The sequence below is a fragment of the Ornithinibacillus jepli genome (assembly GCF_047228935.1).
In the GTDB taxonomy this organism is placed as follows: Bacteria; Bacillota; Bacilli; order Bacillales; family Amphibacillaceae; genus Ornithinibacillus.
Window position 1 is genome coordinate 337,867 of sequence record NZ_JBFEGG010000003.1, and the last position, 18,852, is coordinate 356,718.

General features: G+C 35.2%; 19 protein-coding genes. All 19 read left to right on the forward strand.

Going from position 1 to position 18,852, the window contains the following annotated elements:
- Positions 1-9 precede the first annotated feature (9 nt).
- The 19 genes from AB1K81_RS13435 to AB1K81_RS13525 all read left to right on the forward strand — a co-directional run bounded on the left by AB1K81_RS13435 (position 10) and on the right by AB1K81_RS13525 (position 18,780).
- Positions 10-501: a flagellar protein FlgN gene (locus AB1K81_RS13435; RefSeq protein ID WP_412977165.1), complete on the forward strand. Its 492-nt coding sequence runs from the start codon at positions 10-12 to the stop codon at positions 499-501.
- A gap of 27 nt (positions 502-528) precedes the next feature.
- Positions 529-2,028, forward strand: a complete 1,500-nt coding sequence (flgK, locus tag AB1K81_RS13440; RefSeq protein ID WP_412977166.1) for a flagellar hook-associated protein FlgK — start codon at positions 529-531, stop codon at positions 2,026-2,028.
- Positions 2,029-2,036: 8 nt separating this feature from the next.
- Positions 2,037-2,921, forward strand: coding sequence for a flagellar hook-associated protein FlgL (flgL, locus tag AB1K81_RS13445; protein ID WP_412977167.1), 885 nt, complete (start codon positions 2,037-2,039; stop codon positions 2,919-2,921).
- A 73-nt stretch (positions 2,922-2,994) separates the two neighbouring features.
- Positions 2,995-3,567: a DUF6470 family protein gene (locus tag AB1K81_RS13450; protein ID WP_412977168.1), complete on the forward strand. Its 573-nt coding sequence runs from the start codon at positions 2,995-2,997 to the stop codon at positions 3,565-3,567.
- Positions 3,568-3,585: 18 nt separating this feature from the next.
- Positions 3,586-4,029 carry a flagellar assembly protein FliW gene (fliW, locus tag AB1K81_RS13455; RefSeq protein WP_412977169.1) on the forward strand — a complete coding sequence of 148 codons (444 nt, stop codon included), beginning with the start codon at positions 3,586-3,588 and terminating at the stop codon, positions 4,027-4,029.
- A 2-nt stretch (positions 4,030-4,031) separates the two neighbouring features.
- Positions 4,032-4,259 (forward strand): carbon storage regulator CsrA, encoded by a 228-nt coding sequence (gene csrA / locus AB1K81_RS13460; protein ID WP_412977170.1) that lies wholly within the window; start codon positions 4,032-4,034, stop codon positions 4,257-4,259.
- Positions 4,260-4,325: 66 nt separating this feature from the next.
- Entirely contained in the window at positions 4,326-4,673 is a 348-nt protein-coding gene (flaG, locus tag AB1K81_RS13465) for a flagellar protein FlaG (protein WP_412977171.1), read from the forward strand.
- A 15-nt stretch (positions 4,674-4,688) separates the two neighbouring features.
- Positions 4,689-6,269: a flagellar hook-associated protein 2 gene (locus tag AB1K81_RS13470; RefSeq protein ID WP_412977172.1), complete on the forward strand. Its 1,581-nt coding sequence runs from the start codon at positions 4,689-4,691 to the stop codon at positions 6,267-6,269.
- A gap of 33 nt (positions 6,270-6,302) precedes the next feature.
- Positions 6,303-6,704, forward strand: a complete 402-nt coding sequence (gene fliS / locus AB1K81_RS13475; protein WP_412977173.1) for a flagellar export chaperone FliS — start codon at positions 6,303-6,305, stop codon at positions 6,702-6,704.
- Positions 6,704-7,057 (forward strand): flagellar protein FliT, encoded by a 354-nt coding sequence (gene fliT / locus AB1K81_RS13480; RefSeq protein WP_412977174.1) that lies wholly within the window; start codon positions 6,704-6,706, stop codon positions 7,055-7,057. The genes fliS and fliT overlap by 1 nt, the downstream gene beginning before the upstream one ends.
- A 366-nt stretch (positions 7,058-7,423) precedes the next feature.
- A complete protein-coding gene (gene hpf, locus AB1K81_RS13485; RefSeq protein ID WP_412977175.1) occupies positions 7,424-7,972 on the forward strand; it encodes a ribosome hibernation-promoting factor, HPF/YfiA family in 549 nt (182 codons plus the stop codon).
- A 262-nt stretch (positions 7,973-8,234) separates the two neighbouring features.
- Entirely contained in the window at positions 8,235-10,745 is a 2,511-nt protein-coding gene (gene secA / locus AB1K81_RS13490; protein WP_412977176.1) for a preprotein translocase subunit SecA, read from the forward strand.
- A gap of 144 nt (positions 10,746-10,889) precedes the next feature.
- Positions 10,890-11,988 (forward strand): peptide chain release factor 2 gene (prfB, locus tag AB1K81_RS13495; protein ID WP_412977177.1). Its coding sequence is split into 2 segments (ribosomal slippage): positions 10,890-10,952 and positions 10,954-11,988, totalling 1,098 coding nucleotides; the frame shifts between segments, so codons are not numbered across the junction.
- Positions 11,989-12,154: 166 nt separating this feature from the next.
- Positions 12,155-12,508 carry a c-type cytochrome gene (locus AB1K81_RS13500; RefSeq protein ID WP_412977178.1) on the forward strand — a complete coding sequence of 118 codons (354 nt, stop codon included), beginning with the start codon at positions 12,155-12,157 and terminating at the stop codon, positions 12,506-12,508.
- Positions 12,509-12,758: 250 nt separating this feature from the next.
- On the forward strand, positions 12,759-13,445 hold the full coding sequence (ftsE, locus tag AB1K81_RS13505) for a cell division ATP-binding protein FtsE (RefSeq protein ID WP_412977179.1): 687 nt from the start codon (positions 12,759-12,761) through the stop codon (positions 13,443-13,445).
- A complete protein-coding gene (gene ftsX, locus AB1K81_RS13510) occupies positions 13,435-14,328 on the forward strand; it encodes a permease-like cell division protein FtsX (protein ID WP_412977180.1) in 894 nt (297 codons plus the stop codon). The genes ftsE and ftsX overlap by 11 nt, the downstream gene beginning before the upstream one ends.
- 100 nt (positions 14,329-14,428) lie before the next feature.
- Positions 14,429-15,772, forward strand: coding sequence for a murein hydrolase activator EnvC family protein (locus AB1K81_RS13515; protein WP_412977181.1), 1,344 nt, complete (start codon positions 14,429-14,431; stop codon positions 15,770-15,772).
- 192 nt (positions 15,773-15,964) lie between these two features.
- Positions 15,965-17,443, forward strand: coding sequence for a S41 family peptidase (locus AB1K81_RS13520; RefSeq protein ID WP_412977182.1), 1,479 nt, complete (start codon positions 15,965-15,967; stop codon positions 17,441-17,443).
- Positions 17,444-17,607: 164 nt separating this feature from the next.
- On the forward strand, positions 17,608-18,780 hold the full coding sequence (locus tag AB1K81_RS13525) for a PDZ domain-containing protein (protein ID WP_412977183.1): 1,173 nt from the start codon (positions 17,608-17,610) through the stop codon (positions 18,778-18,780).
- Positions 18,781-18,852: the final 72 nt, after the last annotated feature.

Genomic DNA, 18,852 nt, shown 5'->3' on the forward strand with positions numbered 1-18,852 from the left:
ACTCATCTAGTGTCCGTACAATCAATTCTTGAAAAACTGAACAAGCTAATCAGTATACATGAAAAGCTGTTAGAGCTTTCTAAGGAAAAAACGAATATCGTTAAAGAAGGAAATGCTGAAAAATTACAAGCTAAATTAATCCAAGAACGTAAAATGGTTCTTCAATTAGCCCAAGTAGAAGAAAGTCGCCAGAAAGAAGTGGATGAATGGTTCTCAGTTCGTGGCTTATCAAACGAAGAGGCAACTGTAACAAATTTAATTAATAATATAGAAAATGATGAAGAGAAAAGACTACTAGCAGAAAAAGCGGTTTATTTAACAGAGGTTGTCGTGAATTTGAAACAACAGGAACAACTTAATATGGCCTTGATTCAACAGTCCATGCAATTTGTTCAGCTTTCTATCGATTTACTTAGTCCTTCTTTGAAAAATATAAACTATAGTAAGGACAAAGAAGGAGAGTCACAAATTAATCGTTCGGTCTTTGATTCAAAAGCATAAAGAAATGAGTAGAGAAGGAGAAATCACATGAGTACATTCCACGGATTGGAAATGGCGAAACGAGCGCTATATACACAACAATCAGCTTTATATACAACTGGTCATAATATTTCAAATGCGAATACAGAAGGTTATTCCAGACAACGAGTTAATTTTGAAACGTTACCAGCATATCCGAGTGGTTCCCGCAATCGACCACAAATACCTGGCCAACTTGGTCAAGGTGTCCAAGCTGGATCTGTGGAACGTATTCGTAATAGTTTTCTAGATTTACAGTATCGTGCAGAGAATAGCAAAGTAGGCTACTGGGAGACGATGTCTAATTCACTTTATCGTATGGAAAGTCTACTAAATGAACCTTCTGAAAGTGGTTTAGCCAATACAATGGATAAATTTTGGCAATCACTCCAAGATCTAGCTGGTAATCCAGAAAATACTGGTGCGAGAAAAGTTGTTATACAGCGTGGTCTTGCAGTATCAGATACGTTTAACTATTTACAACAGAACTTAACAAAAATGAAGTCTGATGTAAGTAACGAAATCGATGTTACGATTAGTGGAGCTAACTCACTGCTAAAACAAATTAATAGTATTAATGAGCAAATTAAAGAATTGGAGCCACATGGTTATTTAACCAATGATCTATATGACCAACGTGATCGTTTAGTCGATCAATTATCAAGTGTTGTTAATATTAAAGTTACCCGTGTTCCAAGTGCAGATAGTGCACCTGATATTGCTGCTGGATTAGCTAAAATAGAATTATTACAGGATAACGGACAGCCATTCGAGAATCCTATCTATCTAATAAATCCAGAGAATCCAGACGAAGAACTAGGTCAGTTTGAAGTAACAGAAGATAAAGAAGTATTTTTTGGTAATACAGAAATTACAGAATTACCTTCAGGCTCTTTAAAAGCTCTTATCGATGTACATGGTAAAAGCACTCCAGATGAAGATACTGTTTCATTTGAGTTAATGCTACAAAACTTGGATAAATTAGCTAAAACCTTCGTTAATGCATTTAATGCTCAGCATCGAGAAGGTACTGGCATGAATGAAGCAGTAGCAGGGGACTTTTTCCAATATAATGAAACTACAGGTGTGATGACAGTAGTTGAAGATATCGTTAATGACCCGAATTTAATTGCGGCTAGTTTAACTAATAAAAACGGTAATGGTGATAACGCATTAGAATTAGGTAAAGTATTCGACCATGTTTTCAACGAAGCAGTTGGACAAGAACCTGCTATTGGTAATGGAAATTCAATTAAAAGCTATTATGAAGGTCTAATAGGTACGTTAGGTGTCGCGGCACAGGAATCAAATCGCATGACAAATAATACGACTGTTCTTCGTTCCCAAGTGGAAGAACAACGGATGTCGATAAGCTCCGTATCATTAGATGAAGAAATGACGAATATGATTAAATTTCAACAAGCATACAATGCTGCAGCGAGAAATATGACAGCTATTGATGAAATGCTTGACCGAATCATTAATAATCTAGGAATTGTAGGAAGGTAGGGGTATAAATGCGCGTAACGCAATCCATGTTATCTAATAATATGCTACGGAATCTATCGAAGAGTTATGCAAATATGGGTAAGTATATGGACCAGTTGAATACGGGTAAAAAGATTAACCGCCCTTCTGATGACCCTGTTGTAGCTGTAAAAGGAATGGATTATCGTAGTCAACTACTTCAAGTAGAACAATACCAACGAAATACTAACGAAGTGCACAATTGGATGGACAATTCAGATGATGCGCTTGATCAAGCAACAAAAGCATTACAACGTATGCGTGAATTGGCTGTTCAAGCAAGTAATGACACATATGATGACGCGGAAAGAAAGCACATTAAAGCAGAGGTTGAACAGTTAAAAGAACATTTAATAGATATTGCTAATACGAATGTAAATGGTAAATATATTTTTAATGGTTCCGATACAGATAAAATGCCAATTGAAGACCCAACTAATATTACCTTAGATGAAAATCCGGTGAATATTGAAGTATCCAGTGGTATTATGATTCAGGCGAATGTAAATGCCAATGAAATATTTGGTAATGAAGCTTTTGAAAAAATAGATAAATTGATTCTAGCTCTCGGTGGCGGTGAAAACGGAGAAATAAATGAAGCGGACATCGAAGCGAGTATTGAAGATATTGATAGCAATATTGATAATATCCTAAACGCTCGTGCTGATCTAGGTGCTAGAATGAACCGTTTAGATTTAATTGAAAATCGTCTTAGCTCACAAAAGATTTCGGCCACTCAGATGATGTCTAAGAATGAAGATGTTGATTATGAAGAAGCTATTACAAAATTAATAACGCAAGAAAGTATTCATCGTGCAGCACTTTCTACTGGTTCAAGAATTATTCAACCATCGTTAATAGATTTTCTACGGTAAACTTAACCCTAACCCGAAATAAGGGTATAGGGTTTTCTTTTATATAGTTTTTTTGAAGAAATGAGGGATTAGAATGGAAATGCCGCAGATTCGCATGCAATCACAATTGGCAAGAATTAGTATGACTTCCAATCCTGCTAGACTAGAAATTCGTCAACCTAAAGCAGATATATCTATAGAACAGCCTCATGCAATGATTTCCATGAAAACGACTCCCGCAAAGTTAACGATAGACCAAACACAGGCATGGGAAGATATGAACCTTAAATCTGCTTCTCGGTCGATAAAAGAATTTGCTCAAGAAGGAATGCAAAGTGCAAGTGAAGGGACAGCTAGAAGGGCTTCCCAAGGTACTGAACTTATGAAAATTGAAAATAAAGGAAACCCTATAAAAACTCAAGCATATCAAAATGGATATAAGTCAGAACGTTCCTTAGCTATAGGTTTTATTCCTTCAGTATTTGCTGTCAAAATAAATTATCAGCCATCCGAATTAGAGATCGATGTGAAAGTAAATAAACCAATCATCGATTCCCGTATTAATAAGCCGGAAATTAACTATATTCCAGGCAAAGTTGATATTTTTATGGCTCAGTATGAAGATTTAGATATTGATTTCGTAAATCTTTTTCCGGATGATAAATAATGTATGAAGGAGATCAAAATGAACATACAAACAAAGTATCTTGATAATGTTGAAATAAAAAATACACAAATTATAAATTTCCCCTCGGGTATTCCTGGATTTATCGATGAGAAGGAATTTGTATTATTAAATATTCCTGGAAATCCTGTATTTCAATTTTTACAGTCGGTTAATACACCTGAATTAGCTTTTGTTGTTGCTAGTCCGTATCATTTTTATAATGACTACACCTTTGAATTAGATAATGCAACGATTGAATCTTTAGAGGTTAATAGTGAAGCGGATGTAACGGTTGTGTCTATTGTTACACTAAAGGATCCATTTGAATCTAGTACGATTAATTTGAAGGCTCCCATAATTGTCAATCAAAAGAAAATGCTTGGAAAACAGTACATATTAAACTCTGACGATTACGAGAGCAAAGCGTTGATTAAACCAACTACAGCTGGAAAAGGGGTGTAGTGATGCTAGTTCTAACTCGTAAGCTTAATGATGTAATTCAGATCGGTGATGATATTGAAATTAAAGTATTAGCGATAGAAGGAGACCAGATAAAACTAGGAATCACTGCACCGAAATCTGTTGAGATATATCGGAAGGAAATATACGTAGATATTCAAAATCAAAACAATGAAGCAGCTAATATATCGATTGATTTATTAAACTTACTAAATCAGAAAAATGACAAATAAGGTAATGCTTAACTTTTTATATATCGATCCGATATAAAAGAAAACAATTGTAAGGAGTTCGAGACGATGCGAGTAGAATCTGTATCAGTTGGAACACAACCCTTGCAAAACAGTGATTACAACAATAGACAAGCAGCAGATGACAAAGCTGTTGAGCAAGTAAACCAATTAAAAGAAGTAAAAGAACCTACAAAGAATCAAGTAGAAACAGTTGTAGACAAACTAAATGATTTTTTTGAACCAGTTACTACAAACCTTAAGTTTCAATTACATGAAGAATTAAATGAATATTACGTTACGGTAATTAACCCGAATACGAATGAAGTAATAAAGGAAATTCCATCAAAAAAAATATTGGATATGTATGCGGCAATGGCCGATTATATGGGGTTTTTAATTGACAAGAAGATTTAGAAGAGGTGATAAAGAATGAATAATATGAGAATCGGTGGATTAGCATCCGGAATTAATACTGATGAGATTATCCAAAAATTAATGACAGCAGAACGTATGCCGCTGGATCGAATGCAACAAGACCGTACATTACTAGAATGGCAACGTGATGGTTATCGTGAAATCTATCAAAAGCTTTATGAAATGGATACCGAATTAATTTTAAATATGAAATACAATAGTACTTATAATTCGAAGTCGGTTAGCTCTTCGAATGATAGTGCAGTTATAGCAACAGCAAATACTGGGGCATCAAATGGTACATACTCCATCCAAGTAAATCAACTAGCAAAATCAGCAGTAAACATTAGTGAAAGCGGTATTGTTGCAGCTGGGAAGACCTTTGACCCTAGTAAGCCAATCAATGACCAACTGGATTCTCTAGTAAATGCAGATGCTTTTAAAACTGGTACTTACGAATTTTTTACCTTCGATGAAAATGGAAACAAACAACAGCATACTTTTGAGGTTAAAGACGGAGATTCCTTAAACGATATATTAAAAAGAATTACAGATGATAAAGGAAACAATGTCCGTGCATTCTATGATTCTACTTCTCAAAAAGTTATTCTAGAAACTACTCGTACAGGTAAGTATAATACGTCTGGAGAATTTTTAGGAGCCGAAATTGGATTTAATTCTTCTACTAATTCTAGCTTTTTCACTGATTTTTTAGGGATTAAAAATGGCGAAAATGTAAATGGGACTTGGCAGAAACGTGAAACAGATGCTCAGGATGCGGAGTTTATCTATAACGGACTTACTTTAACTTCAAAAACCAATAGTTATACTTTAGGTAATGTTAACTTCGAATTTAAGAATGTAACAAAAGGTGAAACGGTAACCCTAACAGTAGACAATAATGTAGATGCAGCCATAGATTCTATTATGGAATTTGTTGATAAATACAATGAAATAGTTGAATTAATTAACAAATCACAAACAGAAGAACGGTACCGAGATTATAAGCCTTTAACAGATCAACAGAAAGCGGAAATGGAGGATAAGCAAGTTGAGCTATGGGAAGAGAGGGCCAAAAGTGGGATTCTTCGTGGCGACTCTATTTTAACTTCTGGTCTATCCTCAATGAGACAGAATTGGTATGAAACGGTTCAAACTGGTGGAGAAATCACTTCATTAACACAAATCGGAATCACTACAACAGCAGATTACATGAACGGTGGAAAGCTTCATGTAGATGAAGAGGAACTGAAAAAGGCTTTAAGAGAAGATCCGAATGGCGTTTACAAGTTATTCTCAAATTCAACTGAATCTAAAGATGACCCTAGCCGTGGTTTAATCAACCGTTTAGAGGATTCTATAGAATCAACAATGAAGCGTATAGAAGAGCGTGCAGGTAAATCAACAAGTACCTTGGATAATTACACATTAGGAAAACGAATTATAGATTTAAATACGAGAATATCGGACTTTGAAGACCGTCTAGTATCTATTGAAAATCGGTACTGGCGACAATTTAGTGCAATGGAGCAAGCGATTTCTCGTCTGAATAATCAATCGGCACAATTGTTATCACAATTTGGCGGTGGAATGTAATTATTTCAATTCTACTAAAAGGAGTTTTACCTTATGGCTTTAAATAAACCATATCAAGCATATCAGAATAATGCTGTTAACACTGCAACTGGTGGCGAATTAACTCTGATGCTTTATAATGGCTGTATAAAATTCATTAAACAAGCGATAAAAGATATACAAGATAATAAAATAGAGTCAAAAAATACGAATATCCAAAAGGCACAAAGAATCATTCAAGAATTAATGATTACATTGGACCAAGAGGTTGAGATTTCTAATCAGATTATGCCTTTATATGACTACATGCATCATCGTTTAATGGAGGCAAATATAAAAAATGATGTTAGTATTCTTCAAGAAGTAGAAGGTTTTGTTGTTGATTTTAGAGATACGTGGAAGCAAGTCATCTTAAAAACAAGACAAAAACAATATGCTCAAGGTGAACATGTATAATGAATCGTGTACAACCAATCTATGACATTACATTAAAGATGCAACAACTACTTCCTTCTACTACTACATCGAATGATCGTGAATCTGTTATTGAAGAGATTAATAAACTTCTTCTTCAGCGAGGAACGATTATGGAAGAAGCGAAAGAGCCATATACTAAAGAAGAGTTAGAGACAGGGAATAAACTTCTTCTGTTAAATAAAGATGTTGAACAAAAGCTTAACCTTCTATTCCAAGGCTTAAAAGCAGAAATGAAACAAGTAAAAAAACAAAAAAACTCCAATCTTAAATACACCAATCCATATGATAAAGTACAGACGAACGATGGAATGTTTATGGATAAGCGTAAATAAATGATTAGGTTGTCCCAATATTAAAAAGTTTGAAATTTTAATCCGAATAATACGCTGAACTAGCTGTTTCAGTGCGAATTATTCGGATATTTTTATTTACCATAATACCACTTGGGACAACTTCTTTTTATTTTGGAATGTACTAAATTATGATGTAGGAGAGGTAAGTCATTAGACCTAGCAACCAGTATATAACGAGATTTTTTAATTGTAAGTAAATAAATTGTAAATACGTCTACACCATATGTATCAAGAGATTTGATTGTATTTGATAAGGCTGTGTTTACAAAATGGACAAGTTTAGGCAGGAATTTTAATGGGAAGTATAGTATAATATATACAAAGGTAGAAAAGGAGTGACACTTTATGAAATTCAACATTCGTGGTGAGAATCTTACGGTAACAGAAGCAATTCGAGAGTACGTAGAAAAGAAGATTGGTAAGCTTGAAAAGTATTTTGAGAGCCCATTAACATCAGATGTACATGTGAATTTAAGTGTCTACAACAATCAACAACGTATCGAGGTAACAGTACCAATGACTAGTCTATTACTAAGAGCGGAAGTCGAGCATATGGATTTATATGCTGCTATTGACTTAGTAGTAGATAAGCTAGAAAGACAAATTCGAAAATATAAAACTAAAGTTAATCGTAAAGTCCGTCAGAACAGTACTCCGAGTTTTGTAGCATCTAGCTTAGCAGAAAAGTTAGATGAGGTGGAAGAATCAGATGAAATTGAAATCGTGAGAACAAAACGATTTGATTTAAAGCCTATGGACTCAGAAGAGGCGGTTCTACAGATGGATATGTTAGGACACGCATTCTATGTTTTCGAAAATGCCGTTACTGGTGATACTAATGTTGTCTACCGCCGTAAAGATGGAAAATACGGTTTAATTGAACCAAATAATTAATAAAATAAAACTACTGGCGATCTCAAATCTTGAGATCGCCTTTTGAATTTAATATAGAATTTTCAAATTAAATGCAATGTGATGTAGTTGGCATAAGCAATTAAGTAGTGTTATTATTTATAATATAAATGGTATTATAGGTACAGTATTGAAGAAAAATGGATAGTGAACCTAATATTAAAAAATTTATAAAATAGTTAAATAAGTGGTGTCTCATTATAAGATTCACACTAGTTCACTATTAGGATCGAGGGGCGTAACGATGGCAGGTTTTCTAAATAAAATTTTTGATGGGAATAAAAAACAATTAAATCGTATTCAAAGTATAGTAGATCAAATTGAATCCATGGAATCTGATATGGAGCAGTTATCAGATAGTCAGTTAAAACAAAAAACAGAAGAATTTAAATCACGATATGCTAATGGTGAAAGCTTGGATGATTTATTAGTTGAAGCGTATGCGGTAGTTCGTGAGGCATCTAAGCGTGTATTAAATATGCGACCATTTCCAGTCCAGTTAATTGGTGCTATTGTACTTCATGAAGGAAATATTGCTGAGATGAAAACTGGGGAAGGGAAAACTTTAGCATCCACAATGCCAGCATACTTAAATGCAATTTCTGGACAAGGTGTTCATGTTATTACGGTAAATGAATACTTGGCTGACCGTGACTCTAAACAAATGGGGCAATTATTTGAATTTCTAGGATTAACCGTTGGATTAAATACAAATGGCCTAACTAAAGAAGAAAAGCGTGAAGCATACCTAGCTGATATTACCTATGGTACGAACAATGAATTTGGTTTTGATTACCTACGTGATAATATGGTTCTTTACAAAGAGCAAATGGTTCAACGTCCATTAAACTTTGCAGTAATTGATGAGGTTGACTCCATTTTAATTGATGAAGCTAGAACACCATTAATTATCTCCGGTTCAGCGCAGAAGTCTGCGTCCCTATATACGCAGGCAAATTCTTTTGTTAGTACATTAAAGCGTGATGAGGATTATACGTATGATGAAAAAACAAAAGGAACACAGCTAACTGAAGAGGGTATAAATAAAGCGGAAAAATATTTTAATGTAGATAACCTTTTTGATTTAAATCATGTAACATTGACACACCATATTGGTCAAGCTTTACGCGCACACGTTGCGATGCACCGTGATACAGACTATGTTGTAGAAGATGGTGAAGTTGTAATCGTTGACCAATTTACAGGTCGTTTGATGAAAGGTCGTCGATATAGTGATGGATTACACCAAGCTATAGAGGCGAAGGAAGGCTTGAAAATTCAAAATGAAAGTATGACACTTGCTTCGATTACTTTCCAGAACTACTTCCGCATGTACAATAAGTTAGCTGGTATGACTGGTACAGCGAAAACGGAAGAAGAGGAATTTCGCAGTATTTACAATATGAATGTTGTAGCAATTCCAACGAATAAACCGGTTGCTCGTGTAGACTATCCGGATAAAATTTACAAAACAATAAATGGTAAGTTTAAAGCAGTAGTAGAAGACATTAAAGAACGTTATCAAAAAGGACAACCGGTACTAGTTGGTACTGTTGCAGTTGAGACGTCAGAATTAATCTCTCAATACTTGAAAAAAGCAGGCGTAAAACATAATGTTTTAAACGCAAAAAACCATTTTCGTGAAGCGGAAATTATTGAACAGGCTGGACAAAAAGGTGCTGTAACTATTGCAACAAACATGGCAGGTCGTGGTACAGACATTAAGCTTGGAGAAGGTGTACTAGAGCTTGGTGGTCTAGCAGTAATTGGTACAGAGCGCCATGAATCAAGACGTATTGATAATCAGTTGCGTGGACGTTCTGGACGTCAAGGTGATCCAGGTATGTCTCAATTCTATTTATCAATGGAAGATGAATTGATGCGTCGTTTTGGTTCAGATAACCTTAGAAATATGATGGATAAAATGGGAATGGATGATTCCCAACCTATTGTGAATAAATTCGTCTCACGTGCTGTTGAATCCGCACAAAAACGTGTAGAAGGGAATAACTATGATGCACGTAAGAATGTTTTAGCATATGATGATGTATTAAGAGAACAACGCGAAATTATTTATAAACAGCGTTTTGAAGTGATTGATGCGGAAGGAAATGAACTCCGCACGATTATTGAAAACATGATTAGTTCTTCTTTAGAACGTGTAATTAATACACATACACAAGATGATGAAGAAAAATGGGATCTGCAAGCTATTGTAGAATATGTACAAGGTAACTTGTTAGAGCAAGATTCACTAACAGTTGATGACTTAAAAGGTAAAGAAACAGAAGAAATTCATGAACTTATTATAGAAAAAGTTCGTGCTCGCTATGATAAGAAAGAGGAAGAACTTTCTGAAGAACAAATGCGTGAATTTGAAAAAGTTATTTTACTTCGAACTGTTGACACGAAATGGATGGATCACATCGACCAAATGGACCAGCTTCGTCAAGGAATCCATTTAAGAGCATATGGTCAAAACGATCCACTACGTGAATATCAGTTAGAAGGATTTGCAATGTTTGAAGCGATGGTGGAAAGCATTGAAGAGGAAGTGTCACGTTATATTATGAAAGCAGAAATTCGTGATAACTTACAACGTCAAGCAGTAGTGAAAAATACACAAGCAGTATCCGGTGGCGGTGAAGAGAAGAAAAAAGCACGCAAACCATATGTGAAAAAAGAAGACGTCGGTAGAAACGACCCATGCCCATGCGGCAGCGGCAAAAAATATAAAAACTGCCACGGCCAATAATCATCCCAAAAACGGTCTGACCCCAACCGGAGTCAGGCCGTTTTGAAGGAATTGAGGCAGCGGAATGTATTCGGACTGCGGTCTTGCCTTAATAGTTGGACAAGAAATAAAATTTATCAATTATATCTTAAGAGGTGAACATTAATGGAATTTAACGAAATCAAAACAGAACTAGACCATATAAACAACCGCATAGCGGAATTTAGGGGGTCTCTTTGACTTAGATGCAAAGAATGCTCGCATCCAAGAACTAGAACATGACATGACTGCCCCGGGATTCTGGGACGACCAAGCATTAGCCCAAACTGTAATAAACGAAGCAAACGGCTTAAAAAACTTCGTAAACAGCTTCGAATCAATAAACAATCGATATGAAGACTTAGAAGTAACATATGAACTAGCAAAAGAAGAAAACGACCAAGAATTACTAACCGAGCTAGAAGAAGAACTTCAATCATTAAAAAAAGACATTAACGATTTTGAATTGCAAATGCTACTTAGTGAGCCATATGATGCAAATAATGCAATTTTAGAACTTCACCCAGGTGCTGGTGGGACTGAATCACAAGATTGGGCAAGCATGCTCCTTCGAATGTATCAACGCTGGGCAGACCAACATAATTTTTCAGTAGAAACTTTAGATTATCTTCCTGGAGAAGAAGCTGGAGTAAAAAGTGTCACTTTACTAATAAAAGGACATAATGCATATGGCTACTTAAAGGCAGAAAAAGGTGTCCATCGTTTAGTTCGTATTTCACCATTTGATTCTTCAGGACGTAGACATACATCATTCGTTTCTTGTGATGTTACTCCGGAAATGAATGATGATGTGGACATTGAAATCCGGAATGAAGATATAAAGGTTGATACGTATAGGGCAAGTGGTGCTGGTGGACAGCATATTAATACCACAGATTCTGCTGTTCGTATTACCCATATACCAACAAATACTGTAGTAACATGTCAAAATGAACGTTCGCAAATTAAAAACCGTGAAGCAGCGATGAAGATGCTAAAATCAAAGCTTTACCAACTAGAAATCGAAAAGCAACAACAAGAACTAGCTCAGATTCGCGGAGAACAAAAAGAAATTGGATGGGGAAGCCAAATACGTTCCTATGTATTCCATCCATATTCCATGGTTAAAGATCACCGTACGAATGTAGAAGTTGGAAATACGCAAGCTGTAATGGATGGAGACTTAGACCCATTTATTGATGCCTATTTACGAGCACAGTTATAAAACCTACGATAATAAAATTTAAAAATTTGTCAAAAAGCGGTATAAAGCTAGATAAATATTGATTTTTACCCAATATGTGGCAATTTTGTGGCTGGTATATTTAGCTTTTAGGGATATACTAAAAACTGTATATGTTAATCGAATTCCATGATTGGGGGATTAAAAAATGAAGAAATGGTTATTTGCAATTTTATTTGGTACTGTCTTAGCACTAGGTGCATGTGGTGGTGAAGACGAAGCAGATGATAATGGTTCAGTAAATGATTCTGGTCAAACTGATGGTGGGGAAGCAGTAGCATCGGCAGAAAGCATTTATGAAGCCAATTGTGCTGCATGTCATGGAGCTAATCTAGCAGGTGGAGCAGGTGCTGATTTAACACAAATCGGTGCAGAATATTCCTCAGAAGAATTGCATGACATTATCGCAAATGGTAAAGATGGTGGAATGCCTGCGTTTTCAGATAGACTTTCTGATGAAGAGATTCAGACACTTTCTGATTGGTTAGCAGAAAAGAAATAAAATGTATTATAAAAAAGCCTAAGCTAAAGGATCTTTAGCTTAGGCTTTTTTATTTGAATTAAAACCCATACTAATTACCTATATTTCCAACTCCTTAGCACTCTTCTACAAAATCCGCTTGTTTTTTACTTTTGAAATATAAATGTAATATTTTTTTGTCAAAAAAAGTTGTTGAATGATGTTATAATGTAAAAGAAACTTGTACAAAATAAGACTTTTTGACTAACTTTAAATATAAAGGTGATAATAAATGATACTAATGAAGGACTTATATAAGACGTATGATAATGGCGTTACAGCTTTAAACGGGATTAATGTCGAAATTGATCAAGGTGAATTTGTATATATCGTAGGACCATCAGGTGCTGGTAAGTCATCTTTTATCAAGTTAATGTACCGTGAGATTAAGCCTACCAAAGGACAAATTTATATCAACAATAAAGATGTAAGTGAAATAAAGGAAAAAGAAGTACCTTTACTTCGTAGAAGCATGGGTGTTATCTTCCAGGATTTCCGCTTACTTCCTAAACTATCTATCTATGAAAATGTCGCTTTTGCGTTAGAGGTTATTGAAGAATCTCCTCGTAATATTCGTAAACGTGTAATGGAAGTATTGGATTTAGTAGGTCTTAAGAATAAAGCAAGATTCTTTCCTAGAGAATTGTCAGGTGGAGAGCAACAACGTGTTTCCATCGCTCGTGCTATTGTTAATCATCCGAAAATTGTTATTGCTGATGAGCCGACAGGTAACTTAGACCCAGAGACTTCTTGGGAAATTATGCGTGTATTTGAAGAAATTAATAACAGTGGAACAACGATTCTAATGGCAACACATAGTAAGGAAATCGTAAATAAGATTAAGAAGCGTGTTATTGCAATTGAAGATGGCATGATTGTGAGAGACGAACATCGAGGTGATTACGGTTATGAAAGCTAGAACAATCAAAAGACATTTTCGTGAAGGTCTAAAAAACATCTACCGTAATGGCTGGATGACCGTTGCTTCAGTTGGTGCTGTAACAGTAACTTTACTTTTAGTTGGTGCATTTTTAGGTTTAATTTTAAACCTTAACCATATGGCAAAGAAAATCGAGGAAGATGTAGTTGTTAAAGTCTTAATTGATTTGGCTGCCGATGATGAACAAGTAATTGCATTACGTGAAGAAATAGAGAAACTTCCTGGTGTTGAGAGTATTGTATTTTCATCTAAAGATGAAGAGCTTGACAGCTTAATTGAAAGCATGGGTGAAGGTGGAGAAGTTTGGGCTTTATATGAACAAGATAACCCATTAAACCATGCTTACATTATTAAAGCGGAAGATCCACATAACACACAGGCAATAGCAGATGCAGTTGGAAAAATGGATTCTGTAGATTCTGTAACCTATGGAGAAGATGTTGCTCAGAATCTGTTTAAGTTTACAGATTACGCAAGAACAATTGGGGTCATTTTAATTGCTGGTTTAGTATTAACTGCTATTTTCTTAATCTCCAATACAATTAAGCTAACTATAATGGCTAGAAGTACAGAGATTGGAATTATGAAATTAGTAGGAGCAACCAATGGTTTTATCCGTGGGCCATTCTTTGTTGAGGGGCTTTTGTTAGGTGTCTTTGGTGCAGTTTTACCAATTGGAGCTGTACTAGGTGGATATAAACTTATTGAATCTAGTATTTCTGGAATGACTTCAATAGGCTTTGTAGAGGTATTGCCGTTTAATCCATTTGCATGGCAATTATCTTTAATTATACTAGTGATTGGTGCTGGTATCGGTATTTGGGGAAGTCTAATGAGTGTCCGTAAGTTCTTAAAAGTTTAAATTATAAGGGACAAGCTATCAGTAAAGGTAGCTGTCTCTTTACGAATTTACATATTTAATTAATAGATTAATAGATTACTTGATGGTAGGGGGAAGATGAATGAGAAGAAAGTTGGGAATCACTGGATTATTTATTGGTCTGTTATCTTTTGCGTTTATCTTGATTGATGGAAACCAAATTTCTGCTCAATCAGAAAAGGAACTTCAGCAAGAAATCGAAGAACTGGAAAAAGAACAATTACAACTTCAGGATCAACAAAAAGAAGTTGAATCCAATAAAAATGAAACAGAAGCAAAAATTGAAGAAAACCTGCATAAGCAGGATTCGGTTCAAGGTCAAATAGACTCACTTGAAGAAGAATTGAAAAATACGGAAGCATCTATTTCTGCTAAACAAGGTGAAATTGACGCTACAAATAGTGAGATTAATAGTTTAACGAATAAAATTAATGACCTGACTAATGAAATTGAACAGCTAAAAGATGAAATAGAAGTGTTACTAGGACGTATAGCCGAACGTGAAGCTTTGCTGGCAGAACGACTTCGTACTATTCAAAGAAGTGGCGGGCCAATGAAGTATTTAGAAGTGATACTTGGTTCTAAAAGCTTTTCTGACTTTATTTCAAGAGCAGCAGCAGTAAATATTATGATGGATCAAGATAAGGCAATTCTTGATTCTTTAGCTAAAGATAAGAAAGACGTAGAAACAAAAAAGATTGCAGTAGAAGACAATAAGAAAGAAATTGAAGCAAAACGAGATGATGTTGAACAGAAGAAGCTAGCTTTAGAAGGCCAAAAGAAAGAGCTTGTTGCATTACAAACTCAACTTGATAATCAAAAAGCGGAAAGACAGCGTCTTTTAGCTCAACTTGAGAAAGAGCATGATGAGCTTGAGCAATACATGTTCACCTTAGAAGATGAGCAAGCAATGATCAAGAAGCAAGAACAAGCAGTTGCTAGAGCAAGAGAGGTTGCAGAGAGCAATCTGAGTCAATTATCTAATAGTGGCGGCGAGGTCAATAGTTCTTCATTTATTTGGCCGGCAAATGGTAGACGTTCATCTAACTGGGGACAACGTGTGGATCCATTTACGAATCAAGTTAGCTATCATCTTGGCATTGATATAGCTGCACCGACTGGTACACCAGTTTATGCTTCAACAAATGGTGTAGCAGTACGAGGAAACCTATCATCCACGTACGGAAACCATATTTTAATTGTAACGAAGATTGATGGTGTGGATTACACTACGTTATATGCACATCTTAACGGTTTTGCTGTTGGTGATGGTGAAGTAGTACAACAAGGTCAGGTTATAGGGTACATTGGTTCTACTGGGCGTTCAACTGGACCTCACTTACACTTTGAAGTTCATAAGGGTGGCTGGAAAGGATTTTATCCACCGAATACAAATAACGTAAATCCAATGGATTATTTACCTTAAATTTATCTTATAAAAGCATTGCACAATAGGTGTGATGCTTTTTCTTTTCCTTTTCAAACAAAAAAGTTTGGCGTACGTTACAGTTTTTCGATATTATTAAACAATAAGTAGTTTTGAATCTTGAACAGATATATAATTGTTTTTGGTGTTTTAAATTACTATCTAACATATAACTAATACTGGGGTGATGACATGAAATGGAATAAAGTACATATTGGATTAATATTGATTGGAGCTTTACTCTTAGGCTTTGCAGGTGCATATATTGGAGTTACACTTGCTCAATCTAATGAAGATACACAACTAATTGGTGATAATAATATCGCCGGTAATAGTCAAGATGAATCAGGTGAAGAGCTAGAAGAAGCAACATTACCTGAATCATGGTCAAAAGTTGCTCAAGCGTATAACTTAATTAAAAACAATTATTTAGAAGGTGCAGAAGAACAGCAACTAATTGAAGGCGCAATCCAAGGGATGCTTGAGACATTAGGTGATCCGTATAGTTCTTATATGGATGTAGAAACAATGGATCAATTCAATGAACAGATTGAATCATCCTTTGAAGGTATTGGTGCCGAGGTGAGTATGGTAAATGGTGTGGTGACCATTGTTTCACCAATTAAGAATTCTCCCGCAGAAAAGGTTGGATTAAGACCAAATGATCAAGTGCTTGAAGTGGATGGGGAATCGTTAGAAGGCTACGATTTGAATGAAGCGGTTGCCAAAATTCGTGGTGAAAAAGGAACAGAAGTTGTTCTTACCATCGTACGTCAAGGTACGTCTGAACCATTTGAGGTGACGATTAAACGTGACACCATCCCAATTGAAACCGTTCATTCAGAAATGAAGACAATTGACGGCCAAAAAACAGGTGTCATTGAAATAACTAATTTTGCTGAAACAACTTCTAAAGAATTTGAAACACAGCTTAAAGCGTTAGAAGAAGATGGCATGGAAGGTTTAGTAATTGATGTTCGTGGCAACCCTGGTGGGCTATTAAGTTCCATTGAAGAAATTTTAAGTCTGTTTGTACCAAAAGATACTCCATACATTCAAATAGAAGATCAAAATGGTAATAAAACCCCATATTACTCAGATTTAGATAAGAAAAAGGATTATCCAATTTCTGTTTTAGTCGATGAAGGTAGTGCATCTGCTTCTGAAATATTAGCAGTTGCTATGAAAGAAATTGGATATGATATTGTTGGAAATACTACTTTTGGAAAAGGTACAGTTCAACAAGCTGTTCCTTTAGGTGATGGAAGTACGGTTAAGCTTACTTTCTTTAAATGGTTATCACCAGAAGGAAATTGGATACATGAAAAGGGCGTTGAGCCAACTGTTAAAGTAGAGCAGCCAAAATATTATTATACAACGCCAATCCAAATAGAAGATGAACTATTAGAATATGACCAATCTGGCAGTAAAATTGAAAATGTGCAAGTAATGCTTGACGGACTTGGCTATGAACCTGGTCGAACTGATGGCTATTTCAATAGGGAAACAGAAGAAGCAGTTAAAGCATTCCAAGAAGATAACGGTCTAAAAGTTACTGGTAAAGTTGACCAAGAAACTGCAGGAATGTTAGAAACAAAAATTATTGAGCATATTCGTAGTGGTGAAGATGACCTTCAGTTAGATAAAGCACTTGAAGTAGTACATCAATAATTTTTAAGGGGTTCACGTTTATCGTGGATTCCTTTTTCTTTATGCTAGAAATAGCAAGAATATAATGATTTTACGTAAAAAGCAGGAAATGAATCGACAAATGTTGAATATATAAAGTTATAATTAAGTTATATGATGGGACTGCAACGTGGAAGGTGACGATTATGATACAGGATTGGTTATTGGAATTAGGAAAAGGGATTGGAAAAGTATTTCTTAATCCACTATTTTATTGGGCTTTTGCACTTATTATTTTAGTAGGCATTAGAAGGGTTAAAGAAGAAAGAAGATTATTTGGAACAAAAGTACTTGATATTTTTACCGAGTGGAAGGATACGTGGGGGTTTTCCATTTTTATAGGACTTTTTTATTCGGTGTTAACGATAGCCATCGGAATGATTGTTTCTTATGAGATGATTTTCATACTTAGCATAGTCACGATTGTATTAAGTCTTACACTACGATTTTCATTACTTTCTCCTAGTTATACATTAGGAATTACATTAATAGTTTTGATGCTACTACCAATAGCAGGAGATTATCTAGACTTTTTACCACAGCTTAGTGAATTTAACTTTTCAGTAATAGCAATAATGCTTGCATTATTTTTATTTGTAGAGGCACATTTTTTAAGCAGAATTAAGGTACATGATACTTTTCCTAGTTTGATAAAAGGAGCTAGGGGGAGTTGGATTGGTCTTCATTATATAAAGAAATTAGCTGTAATACCGTTTTTCACTTTAGTGCCATCTGGCTTGATAGAACCTTTTGCGCCATACTGGCCGTTTCTAACGGTTGGAAATGAAAATTATGCCATAGTGCTAATCCCGTTTGTGTTAGGATTTGAATTTTCTGTTCGAGGAAGTTTGCCACATGAGGCAGCAAACCGTATTGCTATAAAATTATTAGGGCTAGCAGTCATAGTACTAGCAGTTGCAGTAGGAAGTATTTTTCTTTCATGGTTATCTATTGTTACGGTAGCTATTGCAATAGCTGGAAGAGAGATTCTCAATTATCAGCATCGGACAAAGGATCAAGCAAAAGCTTCTTATTTTAATCATACGAATGACGGGTTAAAAGTACTTGGTGTCATCCCAGGTTCCCCAGCTGACCGTTTAAATATTTTAATTGGAGAAACCGTAACAAAGGTAAATGGTACCAGAATTCAATGTGAAGATCATTTATATGAGGCCCTTCAACAGACTGGATCCTTCTTTAAAGTTGAACTAATAGATAATAAAGGGGAAATCCGTTTTGTACAAAGTGCAATGTATGAAGGTGACCACCATGAACTAGGATTAATTTTTGCGGGAGAACCATATCGAAAAAATAAATGATAAATAAACCGTATCTCAAATGTGAGATACGGTTTTCTTATTAGAAAAATATTAAGTAAAACAACTAATATT